Source organism: Streptococcus sp. SM3, from assembly GCF_027497875.1.
Window position 1 is genome coordinate 1 of sequence record NZ_JAJNSA010000002.1, and the last position, 23208, is coordinate 23208.

The following is a 23208-nucleotide window of genomic DNA, read 5'->3' on the forward strand; positions in this document are numbered from 1 at the left end:
TTCTTTATACAATTCTTTAAACATAACGTTCCCCTTTCTAGATACAGTTTAACAGATTCAGAAACACTTTTGTCCCATTTTCCCCATTCTGTTCCCTACACCGTCTAAACTGCACAAAAAAGAGAGGACAGGCCTCTCTCAGGGTTATTTTTCATCATTCATTTTTGACTTTACTTCATCATAGGATAGTGCATGTGATTCCTCTTCGACTGTTTCAGGCATCTTTCCTGTTTCATAAAGAGCTTTAATTTGTGTACTATCCAATGTTTCGTATTTCAATAATGCTTCTGCAATCAACTTGTGAGTTTCACGATTTGATTGGATGATTTCAGCAGCTTTATTTCGTGCTTCATTTAATAATGAGCGAACCTCTTCGTCAATTTCATAAGCTGTTTGTTCTGAAATTGATTTTTGAGGACTCTGTGCACCAAACATAGCATGGTTTCCTTCATATTGTACTGGGCCAAGTTTTTCACTCATACCGTACTCTGTAACCATTGCACGCGCCATTTGTGTCGCTTGTTCAAAGTCGTTTGAAGCTCCTGTAGTTTGGACATTAAAGATAATTTCTTCAGCTACACGGCCACCCATTAAACCAGCCAATTGCTCTTTCATATCTTCTTTAGATAGAAGCATTTGATCTTCCTTAGGAAGTGCAATCATGTAACCACCTGCACGGCCACGTGGTACAATTGTAACCTTATGAACAACGCGGGCATTCGACAAGACTAAACCAACAATAGTATGTCCAGCCTCATGGTAGGCAACCAATTCACGTTCTTTTTGTGAAACTGTCTTATCTTTCTTAGAAGGACCAGCAATAACTCTATCTTCTGCTTCATCAATATCTGAAGCATCAATTATCGATTTATTTCGACGAGCAGCAACTAGAGCCGCCTCATTCAATACATTCTCTAAATCAGCACCAACAAAACCTGGAGTTTGTTGGGCAACTAATTTCAAATCAACATCTTCTGCTAAAGGCTTGTTCTTAGCATGAACTTTCAAGATTGCTTCGCGACCTTTAACATCAGGACGGCCAACCAATACTTTTCTATCAAAACGTCCTGGACGCAAAAGGGCAGGATCAAGTACATCTGAACGGTTTGTCGCAGCGATAACGATAATCCCTTCATTTCCCTCAAAACCGTCCATCTCAATCAAGAGTTGATTCAAGGTTTGCTCACGTTCGTCATTACCTCCGCCAAGACCGACTCCACGTTGACGTCCAACAGCATCAATTTCATCGATAAAGATAATAGCTGGTGCTGCTTTTTTAGCATCTTCAAAAAGAGAACGAACACGACTAGCTCCAACTCCGACAAACATTTCTACAAAGTCAGAACCTGAGATACTAAAGAATGGAACACCTGCTTCTCCGGCGACTGCTTTAGCAAGCAAAGTTTTACCTGTTCCCGGAGGTCCCTCCAAAAGAACACCTGCTGGAATACGGGCTCCAAGTTTTGTAAATCGTTTTGGATCTTTTAAAAATTCAACAACTTCAACTAGTTCTTGTTTTTCTTCCTCAGCTCCAGCAACATCTGAAAATCTTACTTTAATATCTTCTTTATTTGCAGCTTTAGCCTTACTACGTCCAAAACTCATCGGGTTACGGCTATTATTTCCTCCCATATTTCCCATCATAGAGAATAGGAAGAAGAAAAGAATACCGAATGGCACAATGGATACAAGAATATTAATCCACATACCACTTGAACTTTCATGCTTAACAGTTACTTCCGCTTTATGGTCAGAAGCAAGCTTTTGTAATTCTGATACCGTCGTATCTGAAGGAAGAATGATGCTTGAAAATTTCTCTACTGTTGTAGCAGATGGAGAAAAGAACTGAATGCCTGTTTCTTCTTTACTTGTTTTAGGATTTTTATAAACACCTGAAACTTCGATAACACTGCCATTTGGTTGGTAAGTCAATTCTTTTACATTGTCATCGGTAATTTCTTTTACCAATTCTGTATAATTAATTTGCTCACTTTTCCCTGCAACACTACCTGTACTAAAATACTGGTAACTTGTAACTAGGAAAAAAATAAGTAATAACCATAGAAAAGGATTTTTAATTAAACCATTATTTTGTTTTTTCATTAAAAATTGTTCTTTCTAATTTGAATATACTTCTTCTTTCAATACTCCAACATAAGGAAGGTTACGATAATTTTCTTTGTAGTCTAAACCATAACCTACTACAAACTCATTGGGAATAGTAAAGCAAGTATAGTCTGCCTCAATTTCTACAACACGTCCTTCTGGTTTATCCAACAAGGTTGCAATGTTAACAGAAGCAGCTTCTCTTTCAATAAACATATCTCGCAAATTCTTCAAAGTTTGTCCTGTATCAATGATATCCTCTACAAATAGAACATGTCTTCCTTTGATATCTTGAGTTACATCTTGCTTGATATTAATGACACCACTACTTGCTGTTCCACCATGATAGCTAGAAACCATCATAAAGTCCATTTCAATATGTGTATCAATATGTTTAACCAATTCAGCCATAAAAGGGATAGATCCTTTTAAAATCCCAATTAAAATCGGATTTTTTCCTGCATAGTCTTTAGTTAGTTGGGCACCTAATTTTTTAGCAGCTTCTGTAATTTCATCGTGTGAAACGAGAATTTTTTTAATATCGTTTTCTAACATTTTTTTACCTATCTATTTTTTCTATATAAAGTACAGTGTTCATTATATCATTTTTCGTGTTTTTACTCAAATTACTGGTCGCAATTCCCAAAATTGAGACAATTTCACCAAATTGCTCAATAATCAGAGCTGATTTTCGCTTTTCCATAGGGATTTTCAAATCAATAAATAGACGTCTGAGTTTTTTTCTATATCCATTTTGAATCAAACAATCTCCTGTTTTTCGATGACGAATGTGTATTGATGTTTCGCGTGAAACAGGTACCTGCTGAATTAATTCACCTTCTAAAGGAAGTCCAAAGGAAAATAAATATCCTTGATAAGATACCTGATTTTGATAGTGTAACACAAGTTCATCTTCCTTTTCATCAGACTGAGGACTGATTTTACAAATCCGAAACTGTTGATACTCTTTTACTAATTCATAACCATTTTTAAGCGGATGACGATACTGGCTTTTAGTTTTTAAAATTTGTCTAACTTCTTCAAACTGAGCTTTTGTAAGATTCAAATCTGGAAAACGATTCAGATAAGTTTGAAGTAAAACTCTTTGTGTCGACTCAGAGTAAGATAATAGCTGATCTAAATTTTCTACATCAATATTCTTTGATAATTCAGCTATAGCTAAGTCATAATCTAAAATTTCATTACCGATGCTTAAGATTGCATTTCTAAATCGAGGATTTTCTTTTTCTAATTCTGGTAAGTATGAGTTTCGAATACGATTGCGAAAATAATGATTTTCCTGATTTGATATATCTTCAAAGTGAAAAATTGGTGGAAAGTCTTTTTTCTGAAAATGCAAGAAGGGCCGAATGATTTCTATCTCCCCGACTACTTGCTTCTCCTGAATTCCTGATAGATAGCGCAAACGAGTGCCTCGAATCAAACGCATCAAAATCGTTTCCACCTGATCATCAGCATGGTGGGCAGTGACTAAGGCTGTCGCACCTGTCTTTTTCATGACCTCTTGAAAAAAATCATAACGAAAATGTCGAGCACGCGCTTCTGAAAATTCTCCTGAAAAATCGCTGATATAAATAGGAAGCTCTGCTTCAGCAGCCAACTTCCTTAATTCCTGTTCTTCCCAATCTGATTCTACTCTCTGCTTATGATTCACATGAGCTAGAATCAATTCAATTTCTAACTCTTTTTGATACGTAGATAATACCTTAAACAGAAACATAGAATCTAATCCACCAGAAAGAGCTAGCACCACCTTAGCATGTTTTTTGAAATATCCCTTATTGAGAAAATGATTTAAAAAATCTTGTTCTCTCATTTTAGAACCTCATAAACATCTTTGGCTATCTTAGAAATCGTATCATAATCAGAATTCTTTGTGAAAATAGAAAGAATAAATGGAGAATCTGCATAAACAACACCTGTATCATGCTTAAATTCATCCGCATCTCCAATTTTATGAGCTACTTTAACAGAAACACCTTTGGCAATTCTCTCATTATCAAAATCTGTTTTAGTCAAAGAATCCAATACAAGTCCATTTTGGTTATAAATAGCTTCCATGACTTTCCCAGCCATTTTAGAAGAAATCAATTTTTCTTTGGAATCCCAATCATCTCCCATAATAGCAGACGTCTTGGATTTGAATATAGCATCAGATTGATTTGAAATGTAATATCCCAATAGATTATGAGCTACATTATCCGATTCTTTAGATACTTTTGTGATTAAGTCCTTTATAGAATACTCTTTATTATCCTCTTTTTTAGGGAGACTACCACTTCCCTCTGGTTTATAAGAACCTGGAAAATCATTGACTGCTGATACGTATTTTACAGTCGTGTCTAACTGATAAAGACCCTCATTTATTTTTTCTTGCGTATAGTAGAGATAAGGTAATTTTAAAATGCTAGCTGCATACATCTTTTCATCTTGATTGATACCAGCTTCTTTTCCAGTAGTCAGTTGCTTAACATAAATAGAGAAAGAAGTTTTCTGATATTTTTCAGATAATATTTCTTGCACTTTATTCATCCGATTATCTTCTTCAGAAGTTAATTCCTTATCTACCCATCCAACTTGATCAATATGTAGAAATTCTTTCCCTTCTACAAACATGGTCTTATCAATTGAAACTTGCGAATAAGCTGATAAGGATGATTTCACTTCTTTTAAATCATAAGGACTATTGTACAGTTTAAAATCAGATTCTAACCATACTTTTTTTATTGTTGGAGTTACCTCTGATTGATCATATAAAAATCGTTTGTCTGCAGCAATAAATTGATGGTTAGATAACTTAAATACTGGAATCCCTTGTTTATTCAAGCGCCACTCGGTTATTTGAAAACTTATTTTGGGAGTCAATTTTCCAGATTCCACTACTAAATCTTCATTCGCATAAACAGGAACCTCTCCATAAACCATTGGAGAACTTAATTTTTCTCTAAAATAAATACCAAAGTCAGATTGTGAAAGGTAATAAATTTCTTTCGAAGTATAGACAACTTCTTTTTCTGTGCTAACGACTTTTGAAATGGTCAAAAAACTTGGTAGCAACAAAATAATTAAGAACTTACGCATTCTTCCTTTCCTTTTCTTCTTGTAAACGCAATAATTGATTTTTATCAGCCAACTCTTCCAGCTTTTCATCCGATAAACTCAAAAATTGCTCTATTACATCTAATAAATTTTCCATTTTATCACCTTGGGAGCAAGTCAGGAATCGTATAAACAGCTTCCCGATTCTTAGAATAATAATATTTTGCACGCATGTATTTAGCAGCGTAATCTTCATCTTTCAACTTTGTAGCAAAAGCTGTCTCTTTCTCCTTTTCCTCACTCAAAGTTTGATACTGAGTTTGCAAGTCTGATAACTGTTGACGTCTTTGGAGTAATTGGTGATAACTTTGAGCAAGATTATAAGTTGGTAAAATGAACAATAAAATCATCAAAATAAGAACCCAACCCATGAAACGATTACGTTTTTGTCGCTCCTTCATCAGATAGCGACGACGTTGGTGTTCATTTTGAATAAAAGAATTATTCAATTGTACGATATTTTTAGACATTTTCTTCTACCCGTGTTTCACTGATAATTTCATACATGCCTGCTGCATCTTCTTTTTTTGTACTATCTTTCATCTCCAGTACTTTTACAAGTAGCAACTTATTTCCAAAGCGAATTTCAACTTGGTCATTAACTTTCAAATCCGTTGAACTTTTTGCCAAGATGCCATTTACCTTGATTCTACCTTTATCTGCTACTTCTTTTGCGACTGTACGACGCTTGATAATTCTTGATACTTTTAAATATTTGTCTAATCTCATTTTTATTACCTCAAATTATTATTGTACCATTTTTATCCCTTTTATAGAAGAAAAATGTTAAAGGGAATTGCCTTCTTTCGACACTTTTATCTCTAATAAACTTTCTCCAAAAATGAGCAGACCTTCTAAAATTTCATAGTCCTTCTTGTTTCGAACATCAAATACAACTTCCATTAATCCCTTATTCTCAGCTATGGCTGCTTTTAAGTTCGTTGCGGATAAAGCTTTAAAATAATCTTGAGCCAAAAACAGTCGTTGAGTGATTTTTTCAAATTGAACTGTAATCTTATTGTCTTTTCTTTCCACACGTTGAACAAAGACCTTGTCAAGATAAGACTTAATCAAACCAATCTCTAAAAGATAGGCTACTACGTCTGGGTACTCTCCAAATCGGTCCATCAGCTCTTCTTGTAACTCCTCATAATTGACACGATTGTCAATTTGACGAATTTTTTTATAAATTTCAATCTTATGTCGTTGGTCTGAAATATAAGTATCAGGAAGATAAGCATCAATTTGTAAAATCAACTCAGCATTCCCTTTGGTTCTTGTGTTCCCATTACCATGTCGTTTAGCAATAGCTTCCTCCAATAACTGCGAATACAATTCAAAACCAACAGAATCAATGAAACCAGACTGGGATTTTCCTAAAAGATTTCCTGCTCCACGAATCGAAAGATCTCGCATTGCAATCTTAAATCCAGAGCCCAATTCTGTAAATCCTTTAATCGCTTCTAATCTCTTCTCGGAGACTTCACTGATTGATTTTTCTGGACGATACATGAGATAGGCATAAGCAATACGATTACTACGACCGACTCTTCCTCTTAACTGATACAAGGTTGACAAGCCCATATGGTCCGCATTTTCAATAAACAAAGTGTTGGCATTTGGAATGTCCACCCCTGTCTCAATAATAGTAGTCGTCACCAAAATATCGTATTGCCCCTCAATAAAATCTAATAGAGTATTTTCTAACTGAATCTCACTCATTTGCCCATGAACATAACCAATCGAAGCATCTGGAATCAACTCCTGTAATTCGGAAACCTTCTGGTCAATCGTGTCAACTTTATTGTAAAGATAGTAAACTTGACCTCCACGCTCCATTTCACGCAAGACAGCATCACGAATCACACTATCATTCTTTTCTAAAACATAGGTTTGCACTGGATAACGATTAGTCGGCGGAGTTTCAATAACAGACAAATCTCTGATTCCCAGCATAGACATGTGAAGGGTACGAGGAATTGGCGTTGCTGTCAAGGTCAGGACATCTACTTGTTTTTTCATTTCTTTCAAGGTTTCCTTATGCTTGACACCAAATCGCTGTTCCTCATCAATAATCATCAAGCCCAAATCAGCAAACACAACATCTTTTGACAAAACACGATGTGTTCCAATTAAAATATCAACTTGACCCTTTTTCAATTTTTCAAGTGTTTCAGTCTGTTCTTTTTTACTTCTAAAGCGACTCAACACATCAATATTAACTGCAAAATTTTGGAATCGTTCCTTAAAATTCGTATAGTGCTGTTGCGCTAAAACCGTCGTCGGAACTAGAACGACAACCTGTTTGTGATCATTGACTGCCTTAAAGGCTGCACGCATAGCAACTTCAGTCTTTCCAAAACCAACATCCCCAACTAAAAGTCGATCCATTGGTTGAGAAGCCTGCATATCTCTCTTGATTTCTTCAACACTACGAAGTTGATCATCCGTTTCAACATAAGGGAAGGCATCATCAAAAGCATGTTGATCCTTATCATCAGCTGAGAAAGCAAAACCCTTCAACTGACTACGCTCAGAATAAAGTTTGATTAAATCGTCAGCTATATCCTCTACCTGGTTCTTTACTTTTTGCTTGGCCTTTTTAAAATGACCGTCATTTAATTTATTGAGTTTTGGAGCTTTCCCATCACTTGAAACATATTTGGACAGTAGATGAATCTGTTCCACTGGGATAGAGATTTGATCCCCGTTTTGGTATTGAACACTAACATAATCACGGTGAATCCCTTTGATTTCAATGGTTTCAATCCCTAGATATTGACCAATTCCATGGATATGGTGAACAACGTAATCTCCTTTTTCAAGTTCATTGTAATCTTTTAATCTCTCTGCGTTTGAAACATGTTGTCTTCGAAAACGACGTTTCAATTTCTTTTGAAAAATCTCATGTTCAGTTATTAATAAAACCTTTTCATCTACAAAATGAAAACCATGTCTGAGATTACCCTCGATTAAGTTTACAGATTCTTTACAAATACTTGACTTATCTCTGGAATCCAATTTAATCTGGTATTCCTCTAAAACATCCTCCAATGTTTTACTTCCCATTGAATTGCTAGACTGCAGGATAATAGTATAATCCATTTTTTTGTATCGCTCAATTTCTTCTTTTAGAAAAGAAAATTGATTGAAAAACTCCTGCATAGGATATTGATTAAATTGATAAATTTGGTCAAACTTGAGATTTCCTAACCCCTTTTGCAGATTAGAGAAAAAGGTAACCGGACTCTGTTTTTTATAGATTTGCTCTGTATCTGCAAAATACTGCATCTCAGAAAATGCTTTACTGTTCTGTAATTCTTCTGTAAAGTATTGTGCTAACTCCCTTTCAAAGACTTCGTACTGATTCATCAATTTCTGATAATCATCAATGAATACTGGGGTATCTTTTTCAATATAGTCAAAAACAGTCCATGTCTTGTCATAACACAAAGATAAAAACTTCCTAGAATCTAAATGCATTTGTTTTTGGTGAAAACTTGAAAGAATTTCTTCTAAGTATGATTTTAAAATAGGTGATAACGTTTTTGAAATTTGTTTTTCTAAAGCTGACTGTCCTCGTTGATAATTCTTTTCTCTCAAAAGCATATCACTAGCTGGAAAGATAGTGAGTTCTGTCTGATTTTCTTTCGATAATTGTGTTTCGACTTCAAATGACCTAATACCATCGACTTCATCACCAAAAAACTCAATTCGGTAAGGTTCTAACTGGGATATTTCAAAAATATCTAAAATATCTCCTCGCAGACTAAATTCGCCCTGAGTTTGTACTTGTGTAACTTTTCGATAGCCTATCTCTTTTAACTGATGGATAAGGGCGTGTTGGTCATATTCTTCACCAACTGTTATTTTTACAATACTATCTTTGAATACATTTGGAGACGGTAAAATCAATCGACTTGCTGCGATATTACAAACTAAAATCCCTTTCTTAGACGAATCAGTCAAAAAACGCAAGGCTTCAACCCGTGAAATGATTTTTTCTTGTGAAGACATCAAAAACTCGACCATAGGGGAGTCATCTACAAAAAATGGATAAACAAGTTCCTCACCCAAGACAGATATAAGATCACTAACAAGTCCTTCTGCTTCTCCATAAGTTGACGTCAATAACACAATCTTATCTTCCTGTCTCAAACTACTAGCAATTGCTAAAGCTTTTGTAGAAGTTGACAAGCCTAACATTAATTGTCTTTTCTTATCTGTCAGATTTTGATGCCATTTTTTTATCTGATCATTTTCTGAGAATAAATCTAATAAGGTCACCATTTATCCGTTATACCTCTGCATCGTTTTTTCAAAGTTTTTCTCTTGTAAATAGTAGTTTACAGAATCGTCAACTTTGTCAATAGACTGTAAAATACCAATATAATCATCCTTGTCAAACTTACTCAAAACATGGTTAACAACTGACATTCCATTTTTAGGCCTTCCGATTCCAATCTTAACACGATTAAAGATCTGAGTTCCAATATGTTGAATAATAGACTTGATACCATTATGACCACCTGCTGAGCCTTTTGCTCTTAAACGAATCTTTCCAACTTCCATATCAAGATCATCGTAAATGATGAGTAAATCTTCAATATCCAAACCATAATAAGTCAATAAAGCATGAACCGCTTTTCCACTTTCATTCATAAATGTCGTTGGTTTGACAAGATAAATTTTTTCTCCATTTAGGAAAAAGGATGCTAGGTCAGCTTGAAATATCTTATCATGTGTAAAAGTGACATTCTGTTTCTTCGCTAGTTGATCAATCAACATAAATCCAACATTGTGTCTTGTTTCAAAATATTTATCCCCTGGATTTCCTAATCCTACAAGTAATTTGGTCATTTATTTTTCCTTTCAAAAGCCAAAAGGGTTGGAATTTTTTTCCAACCTAATTGATACTATTCATTAAATTTTTTAGACATTAAAGCGGAATTCCATGATATCGCCATCTTGAACGATATATTCTTTTCCTTCTTCACGCAAACGCCCAGCTTCTTTTACAGACTTTTCAGATCCGTATTTCACTAGATCCTCATATGACATGGTTACCGCACGAATAAATCCTTTTTCAAAGTCTGAGTGGATAATACCAGCTGCTTGAGGAGCCTTCATACCACGTTTGAAGGTCCAAGCGCGAACTTCTTTTTCACCAGCTGTGAAGTAAGTTCCCAGTCCAAGCAAGTGGTAAGCTGCACGAGTCAACTTGTCAACGCCTGATTCTGTCAACCCAAGTGCTTCAAGAAACTCTTGCTTATCTTCATCGTCTAACTCAGAAATTTCTTCCTCAGCACGCGCAGAAATAACGACTACTTCAGCATTTTCTGTCGCTGCAAATTCACGAATTTGTTTAACATAATCGATAGAGTCAGGTTCTGAAACCACATCCTCGTCCACATTAGCAACATAGAGCACTGGTTTAGTAGTCAAAAGGAAGAGACCTCTGACAACTTTTTGTTCTTCATCTGTAAATTCAATAGTTCGAGCTGATTTTCCATCTTCTAGGACTGGTTTAATCTTTTGAAGAACATTAAACTCAGCTACTGATTCTTTATCTTTTTGCGTACGTGCCATCTTTTCTACACGCGCATAACGCTTATTAACTGATTCTAAGTCAGCAAGAATCAACTCCAGGTTAATAGTATCAATATCTGCAAGTGGATCTACAAAGGCGTCTTCACGTCCTTGCTCGCGCATGACATTTTCATCATCAAAAGCACGAACTACGTGAACAATCGCGTCTACTTCACGGATATTAGCCAAGAATTTATTCCCTAGCCCTTCTCCTTTTGAAGCTCCTTTTACAATTCCTGCGATATCTGTAAATTCAAATGTTGTTGGAACTGTCTTTTTAGGAGTGATCATTTCAGTCAATTTTTGTAGGCGTTCATCTGGAACCTCAACCATTCCAACGTTTGGATCAATCGTCGCAAATGGATAGTTTGCAGCCTCTGCTCCTGCTTTTGTAATTGCATTAAATAGTGTTGATTTACCAACGTTTGGCAAACCAACGATACCTGCTGTTAAAGCCATATTTTCTCATTCTCCGTTTTCATTTCAATCCCTAATATTATAACACAAAAAGGGATAAAGTGCTAACCCTCTAACTAAGGGTTCTCAGTCAATAATTTTATTCATTTTTCGATCAAAATCATAGCGCCCCATCATGACAACATGGTCACAATTGCTACATTTGATTTTTATATCTGCTCCTACACGTGTAATTTCCCAACGATTAGCTTTTTTTCCTGTTGACTTGATGGTGCAAGCATGTGGTTTTTTCATTTCAACAAAATTTCCAACTTGATACATACTACTCTCCTTTTCTTTTTCGATTATATCATAAAAGAGGCGAGCTAGGCTCAACCTCTTTCACTTAATTTGTACGAACTGGTGTAATGAGCTGCATGAAGTCCTCATCAGTGTCTGCTGGCACAAGAGTAAATGGACGAACGGCTGAGATAAAGCTAATGGTCACCTTTTCGCTATTTAAAGCCTTAAGGGAATCAATCAAATAAGTTGGATTGAAACTAATGGTCAAATCTTCACCAGTAACTTGATCAGTATCGATTTCTTCGTTTACTTTACCAACTTCTGGAGAGTGAACATGAGCGCTAACAACCCCATCTTTTATTTCAAGTTTTACAGTACCATTTTGAGTAGCACTTGATAAAAGACGAGCACGTTCCATTGACTGGCGTAAGTTTACAACATCAAAAGTAATAGTAGTGTTAAAGTCTGTTGGAATCAAACGATCTGTATCAGGATAGTTACCTTCTAACAAACGAGTATAGAAGCTAATATTTTCGCTTCTAAAGAGGATTTGATTGTTGGCAAAGAAAATCTCTACAGTTTCAATATCGTCTGTAAATACTGCTGAAAATTCGCGTAGAGAACGGCTAGGAATCACGACATCAAAATCATCACTATTTTTTTCAAGCGTTAATTTTTTCTGGCTTAGACGATGAGAGTCTGTTGCAACTGTTTTTAACTCTTTGTGTTGGCTCAATACAAAATGAACACCTGTTAAAATTGGACGACTTTCTTGTGTACTTGCAGCAAAAGCTGTTTCATTGATAATTTTCTTGAGTAATTTTGTTTCAAGAACCAAAGGAGTGCTTGCTGAAATTTCTTGGATTCGTGGATATTGCTCGCTATCTTTTCCTTTTAGGGTAATTTCTGATTTGCCGCTAGTTAAAACAATTTGATTTTGTTCAATTTCTTTAAAATCAAGAGTCACATCAGGTAGACTAGATACCACATTGATGAAGAAAGAAGCTTCAAGAAGGATCGAACCTAAAGAAGTAATTAACAAACCAGCATCTTCATTTTTTTGAGAAATAAAATTTTCAATTGAAATTTGACCATTTGAACCAATTAAAGTAACACCTTCATTGGTTACGTCAATTTTTACGGTTGATAAAATAGGAATAGCATTTTTAGAACTAATAGCTCTCTTAGTTGTATTCAATGCTTGTAGAAATAAATTTTTATTAATTGAAAAATGAATCATGGATTCTCCTTTATTTATTTTTAGTATTAGAAGGATAATAGTAATAATAGAGTCTGTGAAATCTGTGGAAAACAGACTTTAAACAAGTAATATCAAGTTTTTTGGTTTGTTTAAAAAATGTGGATAAAAAAGATAATAAAGCAAAAGTTATCCACAAGTTATTTGATTTTCTTTTTGATTGATTCAATTTCTAAACGTAAATTATCGTCTTCATCAATCAAAGATTTAATTTTAGCATGGGCATGAATGACTGTTGTGTGATCTTTTCCACCAAATTCCTTCCCAATTTTTGGAAGACTATTATCTGTTAGTTCTCTAGATAAATACATAGCTACTTGACGAGCTAAAACAATATTTTGAAGGCGTCTGCTTCCCTTCATTTCTTTGACACTGACACCATAAAAATTACCGACTTCATTTTGGATTTTATCAATTGGGATGACGAGCATCTGGTTAACATCTTGTTTGCGAGCTCTAATGGCTTCTGCAGCGATATCGATAGTGATATCCTTAATCTTCTTCACTCTGGCAATTAAAGTGATGTCGTTGATTGCTCCTTCAAGTTCTCGGACGTTTGAATCAAATTGACCAGCTAGGTATTCTAGGGTATCACTTTGGAAATGGTAGTCTAAATTCTCTGTTTTGCTTTGTAAAATGGCAATACGTGTCTCAAAGTCAGGTGGTGTGATGTTTTGCGTCAAGCCCCAGCTAAAGCGCGTGACAAGTCTTTCTTCAAGGCCCTCTAAGTGTTTAGGACTACGATCACTAGTCAGAACAATTTGTTTTTGATTGTTATGGAGAACATTGAAAGTATTGAAAAATTCTTCCTGAGTTGCAACTTTTTTTCCACTCAGCGATTGAATATCATCAATTAACAAGAGATCGAGGCTACGGTAGGTTTTTTTGAACTTATCCATTTCACCCAGTCTCAGATGTTCAAGAAAGTCGTTGATAAAGCTTTCAGCAGGGATGTACTTCACACGCGCATCAGGAATATTTTTCAAAATCTCATTCCCAATTGCATTGAGTAAGTGAGTCTTACCAAGGCCAGGTCCTCCATAGATAAAAAGAGGGTTATAGGTCAGAGCCAAATCTTCAGAGACAGCCAAAGCGGCTGATACTGCCCAAACATTTCCATCTCCTTGGATAAAATTATCAAAGGTATACTTTTCTTTTAATCCAGTATCCGAATAAGGAATAGATGCTAACTTTGGACTATAGTCATAAAGAGTTGAATTTGTAGCTTCTTCAACTTGTGAAATAGTCGTATCTTGAGGCTTGGTGAAAATATAGTGGGGAGTTATTTCAGCATCATAAATTTCAAAACCAGCTACTACAATGATATCTTTTAGTTGTTTTTCCCAGACCATTTCCATTTCAGATCGTGGTAAAAATATAGTGGCAACATTTTCCTCTACCTTAATGAGTTCAGCTTGAATAGCATAGAAATCATACATGGATCGAGTTAATCTTTCTTGAGCAAATTCTAATATACGATTCCAAAATTGTTTTTCTTTCAATCCTTTCTCCTCCTTTACTATTTAAAAGTTTAATGCTAAACTTATTTTACCATAGATAGTAAGAATTTTCCACAAGCTGTGAAAAATAATCCACAATGTTATCAAGTTTTATCCACAGGTTGGGGATAAAATCAGAAACTATTGATTTATTAAGCTTTTTATTAAAAAAAAGAGTGGATAACCTTGTGAGATAAAAAAATAAAAGAACAGCCTTATTTCAGGCTGTTGATAATTCTACTGTATTCTTCTTGATTTGAGAAAGCAATAATGATTTTTCCGCTATCTTTTTTAGACAGTTTGATTTCTACATCTAATCCGAGTAGTTTTTTTAACTGTTCTTCTTCATTTTGTATGAAATGATTCGTTTTTTGAAGTTTCTTTTGTTTTTTCTCTGTCAGAAGAGCTTCTAACTTCCTTACAGAAATGTCTTCCTCTATAATTAGTTGAAAGAAATAGTCTTGTTGTTCCTTATTCAACCCAACTAGAGAACGCGCATGAGCTTGTGATAGTTTGCCGTTTTCTACTTCTGAGATAATCTGTTCTGGTAAGGACAGCAAGCGAATGGAGTTGCTGATATATGGACGAGACTTGCCCATTTTATCTGCAATTTCAGCATGGGTAAATCCTTTCTCTACAAGAGATTCATAGGCGCGTGCTTCTTCTATTGGATTTAAATTTTCTCTTTGTAAATTTTCAATGATGGACTGGACCATCATTTCTTGATCTGAAAGCTGTTTAACAACAGCTGGGATAGACCTTAGACCAGCTAAAAGTGAAGCCCGATAGCGTCTCTCTCCTGCAAGGATTTCATAACCAATAACAGGAGATTGACGAACAATAATCGGTTGAATGACCCCATTTTCTTTGATAGACTGTGCTAGTTCACGTAGTTTTTCTCCATCAAATTCTTTTCGAGGTTGATAAGGATTTTTTTGTATATCTGTGATAGAAATCATTTCAAATTTTTCCATGATTCTACACTAACACATCTTTTCTCTTATGTAAAGCTTTCTTTACATAGATGTCAATTAAGATTCTAAATCACCTGAACTCTTATCAAGTTTAATAGATGTAGTTTCTTCTTTACCGTTACGATAGTAAGTTATCTTAATGGTGTCTCCGATAGAATGATTGTAAAGAGCACTTTGTAAGTCTGTTGATGAAGAAATGTCTTTGTCGTCTACTTTTGTAATAACATCGTATTTTTCAAGGTGACCATTGGCAGGCATATTGCTCTGCACAGAACGAACAACGACACCAGATGTTACATTGCTTGGAATATTCAGTCTTCTAAGATCACTTGTATTAATATTTGAGAGATTGACCATTTGGATGCCCAAAGCTGGACGAGTCACTTTTCCGTTCTTTTCTAACTGTTCAATAATATTGATAGCATCATTTGCAGGGATTGCAAAACCAAGACCTTCTACAGATGTTCCTCCATTTGTTGCAATTTTACTTGAGGTAATTCCGATAACCTGTCCTTGAATATTGATTAGTGGGCCACCAGAGTTACCTGGGTTAATAGCAGTATCAGTTTGGATGGCTTTCGTAGAAATGGCTTGTCCATCTTCAGATTTTAAAGATACATTTCGATTAAGACTAGATACGATACCTTGAGTGACAGTATTTGCATATTCAGAACCTAACGGGCTACCGATGGCAATAGCAGTTTCTCCTACGGTTAACTTGCTAGAATCACCAAACTCAGCTACTGTTGTAACTTTTTCTGAAGAGATTTTGACGACAGCAATATCAGAGAAAGTATCCGCTCCGACAATTTCTCCAGGTACTTTAGTTCCATCTGACAAACGAATATCTACTTTGCTGGCGCCATTTATAACGTGATTATTGGTGACAATATAAGCTTCTTTATCATTCTTTTTATAAATAACCCCAGATCCTTCACTAGAGATTTGCTGAGAATCAGTGTCAGTATCATCATTACCAAATACGCTATTTTGTCTGTTTGCTGAATAAGTAATAACAGATACAACGGCATCTTTTACTTTGTTAACAGCCTGTGTTGTTGAATTTTCATTCTTATAGGCAGTCTGTGTAATAGTACTATTGTTGTTAGAGGTACTTATAGTACTTTTTTGAGTTAGTTGGTTTATTGAAAAGCTACCCAAGGCTCCACTAATAAAGCTAATGACGATAACGACTAATAATTGAAACCATTTTTTGTAAAATGTTTTTAGATGTTTCATATTTGCCTCCATTTGTTTGAAATTACTGAAAGTATAAACTGACTAGCTTAATTATAACTTAAAAACAAAAGTTTTTCACAGATTGTGGATAACTTTCAGAAATCTGTGGTTTTCTCGGCTAAAATTAACCTTTTATTTTGTGAATAAGATGTGAAAAAATAGAGAATATGTTAGAATAGAGTCATGAAAATTAAAGTTGTAACAGTTGGGAAACTGAAAGAAAAGTATTTAAAAGATGGTATCGCAGAGTATTCAAAACGAATTTCTCGATTTGCTAAGCTTGAAATGATAGAGCTAGCAGATGAAAAAACACCAGATAAGGCCAGTGAATCAGAAAATCAAAAGATTTTAGAAATAGAAGGTCAGAGAATTTTATCAAAAGTTGGTGACCGTGATTTTGTTATTGTGTTAGCCATTGAAGGGAAAACTTTCTCCTCAGAAGAATTTAGTAAACATTTAGAAGAAGCTTCTATAAAAGGATTTTCTACTCTTACTTTTATTATTGGAGGGAGTCTGGGATTAGCACGGGATGTAAAAAAGAGAGCCAATCTCTCTGTTAGTTTTGGTCGTTTAACCTTGCCCCATCAGTTAATGAGACTAGTCCTTGTTGAACAAATCTATCGAGCTTTTACAATACAGCAGGGCTCGCCCTATCATAAATAGAAAATTGACTTTCAATTGAATTTTTGGTAGAATAGCTGTATTGGGTCTCATAGCTCAGCTGGATAGAGCATTCGCCTTCTAAGCGAACGGTCGCAGGTTCGAATCCTGCTGGGATCAATATAGTAGCAAAGCTGGGAATTTTCCCGGCTTTTTTCTTAAAAAAGTACACTTGGGGAGAAAAAAATGACAGTTGAGAGAATTTTATCTAAAACAAAATTCCATTTTGTATAATAGTTTTTGTAAGTTAGCTTACAAGAAAAAACATTTTAGGAGATTTTATTATGAAAAACACAGTTAAATTGGAACAGTTTGTAGCCTTGAAGGAAAAAGACTTGCAAAAGATTAAAGGTGGGGAGATAAGGCAAACACATAATATTTTCTTTAATTTCTTTAAAAGAAGATAAAGGAGTAGAAGAATGGATTTTCTTGCAGTATTAGTTGTGATATTACATATTTTTATTATTAGTAAAAGTTACTATTTAATATGTAAAAATAAAATAAATATAAAAGAACTATGCTTTTTTGGTGGTTATACATTACTAGTAGAATCAGTATTTGAACTTTCCTTTTATTTTATATACTTAGATGGATTAGGAATTGAAAAATTTTTATTTCCTTTGATATTATATTCATATTTTATATTTATTAAAAAGTATGAGAAGTATAGAGGAGTATTCTTAAGTTTACTACTATCCCTTTTATATAATAGCACCCATACCTTTTTATCCGTAACTTTATCCTCTATAATAGGAGATGATGCTGCCTTACAATATCATAGTCTATTCTTTTTAGTTGTAGTGGCATTGACTTATGTTGTTATCGTAACAATTATTCGTTATTTCCATTTAGAACTTACTTATTTTGATAAAGATTATATGTACCCTTTTTTGAAAAAAGTATTTTTTGCCTTACTACTGCTACATGTTGCATCTTTCGTTTCAGATATGGTAAGTACGATTAAACATTTGAATAGTTTTGGAAGTATTTTATCATCTATTGTCTTTATTTCTCTACTTTTGATTTTCTTTGCAATGAATTCTTATAAAGAACAAATGGAAAAAGAGATTACTTTGAAGCAGAAGAAATTTGAACAGAAACATTTACAAAACTACACAGATGAAATTGTCGGTCTGTATAATGAAATCCGTGGTTTTCGACATGACTATGCTGGGATGCTTGTCAGTATGCAGATGGCAATTGACAGTGGTAATTTACAGGAGATTGACAGAGTTTACAATGAAGTTTTGGTCAAAGCTAATCACAAACTGCGTTCAGATAAGTACACTTACTTTGATTTGAACAACATAGAAGATTCAGCTTTACGAAGTTTGGTTGCTCAGTCAATTGTCTATGCTCGAAATAATGGTGTAGAGTTTACACTTGAAGTAAAAGATACTATAACTGAACTCTCAATTGAATTATTGGATTTGGTTCGTATCATGAGCGTTTTATTGAACAATGCTGTCGAAGGATCAGCTGATAGTTATAAAAAGCAGATGGAAGTAGCAGTTATTAAGATGGAAACTGAAACAGTGATTGTGATTCAGAATTCATGTAAAATGACGATGACTCCTTCTGGAGATCTATTTGCTTTAGGATTCTCCACTAAGGGAAGAAATCGCGGAGTAGGATTAAATAATGTGAAAGAACTACTAGATAAGTACAACAATATTATTTTAGAAACAGAGATGGAAGGCAGTACATTTAGACAAATCATTAGATTTAAGAGGGAATTTGAATGAAAGTTTTAATTTTAGAAGATGTTATTGAACATCAAGTGAGACTAGAGAGAATATTGGATGAAATTTCGAAAGAATCGAATATTCCTATTTCTTACAAGACAACAGGAAAAGTTCGTGAGTTTAAGGAATATATCGAAAATGATGAAGTAAACCAGCTTTATTTTTTAGATATTGATATTCATGGAATTGAGAAAAAAGGGTTTGAGGTTGCCCAGTTTATTCGTCATCACAATCCTTATGCAATTATTGTATTTATAACCAGTCGATCAGAGTTTGCGACTCTAACCTATAAATACCAGGTATCAGCCCTAGATTTTGTCGATAAGGATATTAATGATGAGTTATTTAAGAAGAGAATTGAGCAAAATATATTCTACACGAAGAGTATGTTACTTGAAAATGAAGATGTTGTAGATTATTTTGACTATAATTACAAGGGAAATGATTTAAAAATTCCTTACCATGACATTCTGTATATTGAAACGACAGGAGTTTCTCATAAATTGCGCATTATTGGTAAGAATTTTGCCAAAGAGTTTTACGGTACCATGACAGATATTCAGGAAAAGGACAAACATACCCAACGATTTTATTCTCCTCATAAGTCATTTTTGGTAAATATAGGCAATATTAGAGAAATTGACCGAAAGAATCTAGAAGTTGTTTTCTATGAAGATCATCGCTGTCCTATTTCAAGGTTAAAAATTAGAAAATTGAAAGATATTTTAGAGAAAAAATCTCAAAAGTGATTGACAATTAGTAAGAAATTGATATAATGGTTATATCTGCTACAGATAGAAGGTCCGTTGGTCAAGGGGTTAAGACACCGCCTTTTCACGGCGGTAACACGGGTTCGAATCCCGTACGGACTATTTTATCCGCCATAGCTCAGTTGGTAGTAGCGCATGACTGTTAATCATGATGTCGTAGGTTCGAGTCCTACTGGCGGAGTATAGATAAAAGGGAACACAGCTGTGTTCCTCTTTTTGTATCAATTTGTATCACCAAGCATCTTCATAAGGAAGTCTGTTATTTCTTGAGGACTTTCTTTTTTTCCATGTGCAATCCAAGTTTGGCAGACACCAAAAAGTGCATGAGTTAGATAGATGCTACTATATTCTAATTCAGTGGTATTGAGATTTAGTTGCATAAATCGCTTTTGTAAATCTGTGCTGAGCATGATATGAAGTTTATTTCTTAAGAAATTTTGGATTTCTTTAGTCCCATTTTCAGAAAGCAGAGCAGCCAGAAGTGGTTCTGACTCTAGATATTCAAATACTTCTAAAATAGCATCTCTTTTGTGATGAGCATGTTTTTGAAAAATATATTCAAATGTATGGAATAGTTTGCTTTGATAGTGCTCAATCATATCATACTTATCCTTATAGTGAGTATAGAAGCTGGAACGACTAATTCCGGCTTTTTCTGCTAACTTGACAGTAGAAATTTGATCAAATGGTTGTTCCATTAGTAATTGTACCATAGCATTTTCAATAGTACGCTTTGTTTTTAAGCGTTTATTACTTTCTTTCATATTTCCTCCTTGTGAACAAATTAGACTATGTGTCTAAAAATTGATTTTTTATCTTGTAATCTAGATTTTTTAATGTATAATCTATTATATCAAAATTTTAGACAATATGTTTAAAAAAGGAGAAACTATGTTTAAAGAATGGAAAGCAATTTTTAAAAAACCAACCTTTATTATTGTCATGATAGGTATTTCTCTTATTCCCGCTCTGTACAATATCATATTTTTGTCATCAATGTGGGATCCATATGGTCAATTGTCTGACTTACCTGTGGCAGTTGTCAATAATGATAAAGATGCTTCCTATAATGGTAATAGCATGTCTATAGGAAAAGACATGGTGTTCAATTTAAAAGAAAATAAAATCTTGGATTTTCATTTTGTAGATGAAGAAGAAGGTAAGAAGGGTTTAGAAAATGGCGATTACTATATGGTAGTAACTTTACCAAGTGATCTATCTGAAAAAGCAGCTTCTATTTTAACGGATCATCCAGAGCAAATGCAAATCGATTATCAGACTTCAAGTGGTCATAGCTTTATTGCCAGCAAGATGAGCGATTCTGCTATGACACAATTAAAGAAGAGTGTTTCTACCAATGTAACCGAGACCTATACTAAAGCTTTATTCAACAAAATGGTCGATTTAAAGGATGGTATGAGTCAGGCAGCTTCTGGTAGTGAAAAATTAACTGATGGAGCGAATCAGTTAGTGGCAGGAAGTCAAACATTAACTACTAACCTACACTCTTTAGCAGATTCAAGTTTAACATTTTCAAATGGAACGGAGCAGTTTACTAAAGGATTATCCTCTTATGTCTCTGGTGTTGAACAACTTCATCTTGGCTTAGGGAATTTTAATAGTGGTTTAGTTACATATACTGGTGCAGTGAGTCAATTAGATAGCGGATTAGGTCAATTATCTTCTAAAAGCCCTGAATTAGTGAGGGGAATTAATCAATTATATACTGGTGTAGAATCTTATACTGGCGGTGTTTCTAAGCTCAATGCTGGTCTTAATCAATTTTCATCTGGTGTTAGTGCCTATACAAACGGAGTGGGAAATCTTGCAACAGGTGCTAATCAGTTATCTAATCAATCAGCTACACTTCGAATGGGTGTGGAGCAATTAAGTGAAGGTATTCAACAACTTTCTAGCAAGTTAGATGCTTCGTCTGAGCAAAAAGATCAAATTAATCAATTATCTTCTGGTATAAATCAGTTAAATCAAGCCATTCAAAATATTGATGTTGGAGATACAAAACAATTAGATTCTGTTTTATCAAGTATAGTATCTCTTTCTAATCAAATGTTAGAAAGTGCTCAGTCTGATAAAGCGACTACATTAGCAAATATTCAATCAACAGCAGCTTATAAATCATTGACAAGTGAGCAACAAGCTGAGATAAGCGCTTCTGTATCTCAAAATTCGACCGATAGTATTCAATCGGCTCAGTCAATTATAGCTTTAGTACAAGGTTTACAGGGAAGTTTAGAAAACTTACAAAATCAATCTTCAAATCTTTCGACATTAAAAAATCAAGCTAATCAAATATTACCGCTTGCTTCTACTTCTTTGACAGGATTGTCAAGTGTATTAACAGAAATACAGGGAGCAGTGACGAGTAAATTAGTTCCTGCCAGTCAGTCGATTGCATCAGGTGTAAACGCATATACTGCAGGTGTTGATAAAGTTTCTCAGGGGGCAAGTCAACTAAGTGAAAAGAATTCCACCTTGACAGGTAGTTTGGATCAACTAGTTTCAGGCTCAACTAACTTGACACAAAAATCTTCTAAATTGACAGCAGGAGTTGGTCAATTAGTTGAAAAAACTCCAGACTTAGTGTCTGGTATTGAAAAATTATCAACTGGCTCCAGTCAATTGAATCAAAAGAGTCAAGAATTGATAGCAGGAGTTGATAAATTGAAGTCAGGATCTAGCCAACTAGCTGACAAATCCAGTCAGTTAATTTCAGGTGCTTCTCAATTAGAGAATGGAGCTAATAAATTGGCAGATGGATCTGGGAAACTTGCAGAAGGTGGAACAAAGTTAACTTTTGGATTGGGAGGTTTACAGACAGGAGTTGCTTCTTTAGGACAAGGACTAAGTAATGCTAGTGATCAACTCAAATCGGCATCTACGGAATCTCAAAATGCAGAGATTTTGTCAAATCCACTCAGTCTTTCAAAAACAGACAATGACCAAGTTCCTGTAAATGGAATTGCAATGGCTCCTTATATGATATCAGTTGCTCTCTTTGTTGCAGCAATATCAACGAATATGATCTTTGCGAAGCTACCTTCAGGACGTCATCCAGAGAGCCGTTGGGCTTGGTTGAAATCTCGAGCTGAAATAAATGGTATTATAGCTGTTTTGGCAGGAATTTTGGTATATGGAGGAGTTCATCTTATTGGTTTAACTGCTAATCATGAAATGAGAACATTTATTCTCATTATCCTAACAAGTTTAGTATTCATGTCCATGGTGACCACTTTAACAACATGGAATAGCCGTATAGGAGCTTTCTTTTCTCTTATCTTGCTTTTATTACAGTTAGCATCAAGTGCAGGTACTTATCCACTTGCCTTGACAAATGATTTCTTTAGAGCTATTAATCCCTGGTTACCAATGAGTTATTCAGTTTCGGGGTTACGACAAACAATTTCTATGACAGGAAATATTCATCATCAAGTCGTTTTCCTTGTCGTGATACTAGCTCTATTTATTGGTTTAGGTATGCTAGCCTATCAACCTAAGAAAATGGAAGAAGATTAAAAAAATCGACCGATT

The 23208-nt window shown here is 34.6% G+C and carries 21 protein-coding genes and 3 tRNA genes; 8 read left to right on the forward strand and 16 right to left on the reverse strand.

From position 1 onward, the window contains the following. Positions 1–144: 144 nt before the first annotated feature. From ftsH to PAN06_RS00515, 15 genes are all read right to left on the reverse strand, one after another. The gene (gene ftsH / locus PAN06_RS00445; protein WP_004269827.1) at positions 145–2103 is read right to left on the reverse strand and encodes an ATP-dependent zinc metalloprotease FtsH; all 1959 of its coding nucleotides are present in this window, start codon (positions 2101–2103) and stop codon (positions 145–147) included. A 15-nt stretch (positions 2104–2118) separates the two neighbouring features. Further along, a complete protein-coding gene (hpt, locus tag PAN06_RS00450; protein ID WP_000892170.1) occupies positions 2119–2661 on the reverse strand; it encodes a hypoxanthine phosphoribosyltransferase in 543 nt (180 codons plus the stop codon). Positions 2662–2665: 4 nt separating this feature from the next. Beyond that, positions 2666–3943, reverse strand: coding sequence for a tRNA lysidine(34) synthetase TilS (gene tilS / locus PAN06_RS00455; RefSeq protein WP_004269826.1), 1278 nt, complete (start codon positions 3941–3943; stop codon positions 2666–2668). Then, the gene (locus tag PAN06_RS00460; protein WP_004269825.1) at positions 3940–5208 is read right to left on the reverse strand and encodes a serine hydrolase; all 1269 of its coding nucleotides are present in this window, start codon (positions 5206–5208) and stop codon (positions 3940–3942) included. Before PAN06_RS00460 ends, tilS begins: the two co-directional genes overlap by 4 nt. After that, the gene (locus PAN06_RS00465; protein ID WP_000429334.1) at positions 5201–5323 is read right to left on the reverse strand and encodes an SP_0009 family protein; all 123 of its coding nucleotides are present in this window, start codon (positions 5321–5323) and stop codon (positions 5201–5203) included. Before PAN06_RS00465 ends, PAN06_RS00460 begins: the two co-directional genes overlap by 8 nt. A 4-nt stretch (positions 5324–5327) precedes the next feature. Next, entirely contained in the window at positions 5328–5696 is a 369-nt protein-coding gene (locus PAN06_RS00470) for a septum formation initiator family protein (RefSeq protein WP_000041905.1), read from the reverse strand. Next, entirely contained in the window at positions 5689–5955 is a 267-nt protein-coding gene (locus PAN06_RS00475) for an RNA-binding S4 domain-containing protein (RefSeq protein WP_001234978.1), read from the reverse strand. The genes PAN06_RS00470 and PAN06_RS00475 overlap by 8 nt, the downstream gene beginning before the upstream one ends. 57 nt (positions 5956–6012) lie before the next feature. After that, complete coding sequence (gene mfd / locus PAN06_RS00480; RefSeq protein WP_269795281.1) at positions 6013–9516, reverse strand: transcription-repair coupling factor; 3504 nt, start codon at positions 9514–9516, stop codon at positions 6013–6015. Then, positions 9517–10086 (reverse strand): aminoacyl-tRNA hydrolase, encoded by a 570-nt coding sequence (gene pth, locus PAN06_RS00485; RefSeq protein ID WP_269795282.1) that lies wholly within the window; start codon positions 10084–10086, stop codon positions 9517–9519. A gap of 72 nt (positions 10087–10158) precedes the next feature. After that, positions 10159–11274, reverse strand: a complete 1116-nt coding sequence (ychF, locus tag PAN06_RS00490; RefSeq protein ID WP_269795283.1) for a redox-regulated ATPase YchF — start codon at positions 11272–11274, stop codon at positions 10159–10161. A gap of 84 nt (positions 11275–11358) precedes the next feature. Further along, on the reverse strand, positions 11359–11553 hold the full coding sequence (locus tag PAN06_RS00495) for a DUF951 family protein (RefSeq protein WP_000285186.1): 195 nt from the start codon (positions 11551–11553) through the stop codon (positions 11359–11361). 64 nt (positions 11554–11617) lie between these two features. Further along, positions 11618–12754 (reverse strand): DNA polymerase III subunit beta, encoded by a 1137-nt coding sequence (gene dnaN / locus PAN06_RS00500; RefSeq protein WP_000581173.1) that lies wholly within the window; start codon positions 12752–12754, stop codon positions 11618–11620. A gap of 158 nt (positions 12755–12912) precedes the next feature. Next, positions 12913–14274, reverse strand: a complete 1362-nt coding sequence (gene dnaA, locus PAN06_RS00505) for a chromosomal replication initiator protein DnaA (protein ID WP_269795284.1) — start codon at positions 14272–14274, stop codon at positions 12913–12915. A gap of 212 nt (positions 14275–14486) precedes the next feature. Continuing rightward, positions 14487–15245 carry a ParB/RepB/Spo0J family partition protein gene (locus PAN06_RS00510; RefSeq protein ID WP_269795285.1) on the reverse strand — a complete coding sequence of 253 codons (759 nt, stop codon included), beginning with the start codon at positions 15243–15245 and terminating at the stop codon, positions 14487–14489. Between the two features lie 57 nt (positions 15246–15302). Further along, positions 15303–16484 carry a S1C family serine protease gene (locus PAN06_RS00515; protein WP_269795286.1) on the reverse strand — a complete coding sequence of 394 codons (1182 nt, stop codon included), beginning with the start codon at positions 16482–16484 and terminating at the stop codon, positions 15303–15305. Positions 16485–16667: 183 nt separating this feature from the next. Here PAN06_RS00515 and rlmH point away from each other — a divergent pair, with 183 nt between their 5' ends. From rlmH to PAN06_RS00550, 7 genes are all read left to right on the forward strand, one after another. After that, complete coding sequence (rlmH, locus tag PAN06_RS00520) at positions 16668–17147, forward strand: 23S rRNA (pseudouridine(1915)-N(3))-methyltransferase RlmH (protein WP_120770759.1); 480 nt, start codon at positions 16668–16670, stop codon at positions 17145–17147. A gap of 43 nt (positions 17148–17190) precedes the next feature. Continuing rightward, positions 17191–17264: transfer RNA gene (locus tag PAN06_RS00525), tRNA-Arg, on the forward strand. 164 nt (positions 17265–17428) lie between these two features. After that, positions 17429–17551: a competence-stimulating peptide ComC gene (gene comC, locus PAN06_RS00530; protein WP_004269819.1), complete on the forward strand. Its 123-nt coding sequence runs from the start codon at positions 17429–17431 to the stop codon at positions 17549–17551. Between the two features lie 12 nt (positions 17552–17563). After that, the gene (gene comD / locus PAN06_RS00535) at positions 17564–18889 is read left to right on the forward strand and encodes a competence system sensor histidine kinase ComD (RefSeq protein WP_269795287.1); all 1326 of its coding nucleotides are present in this window, start codon (positions 17564–17566) and stop codon (positions 18887–18889) included. Continuing rightward, entirely contained in the window at positions 18886–19638 is a 753-nt protein-coding gene (gene comE, locus PAN06_RS00540; protein WP_033682534.1) for a competence system response regulator transcription factor ComE, read from the forward strand. Before comD ends, comE begins: the two co-directional genes overlap by 4 nt. Before the next feature lie 51 nt (positions 19639–19689). Continuing rightward, positions 19690–19761: transfer RNA gene (locus PAN06_RS00545), tRNA-Glu, on the forward strand. A 5-nt stretch (positions 19762–19766) separates the two neighbouring features. Continuing rightward, positions 19767–19840 (forward strand) — tRNA-Asn (locus PAN06_RS00550). Positions 19841–19880: 40 nt separating this feature from the next. Here PAN06_RS00550 and PAN06_RS00555 read toward each other — a convergent pair. Further along, complete coding sequence (locus PAN06_RS00555; RefSeq protein WP_000665088.1) at positions 19881–20423, reverse strand: TetR-like C-terminal domain-containing protein; 543 nt, start codon at positions 20421–20423, stop codon at positions 19881–19883. A 127-nt stretch (positions 20424–20550) separates the two neighbouring features. Here PAN06_RS00555 and PAN06_RS00560 point away from each other — a divergent pair, with 127 nt between their 5' ends. After that, positions 20551–23193 carry a YhgE/Pip domain-containing protein gene (locus PAN06_RS00560; RefSeq protein ID WP_269795288.1) on the forward strand — a complete coding sequence of 881 codons (2643 nt, stop codon included), beginning with the start codon at positions 20551–20553 and terminating at the stop codon, positions 23191–23193. Positions 23194–23208: the final 15 nt, after the last annotated feature.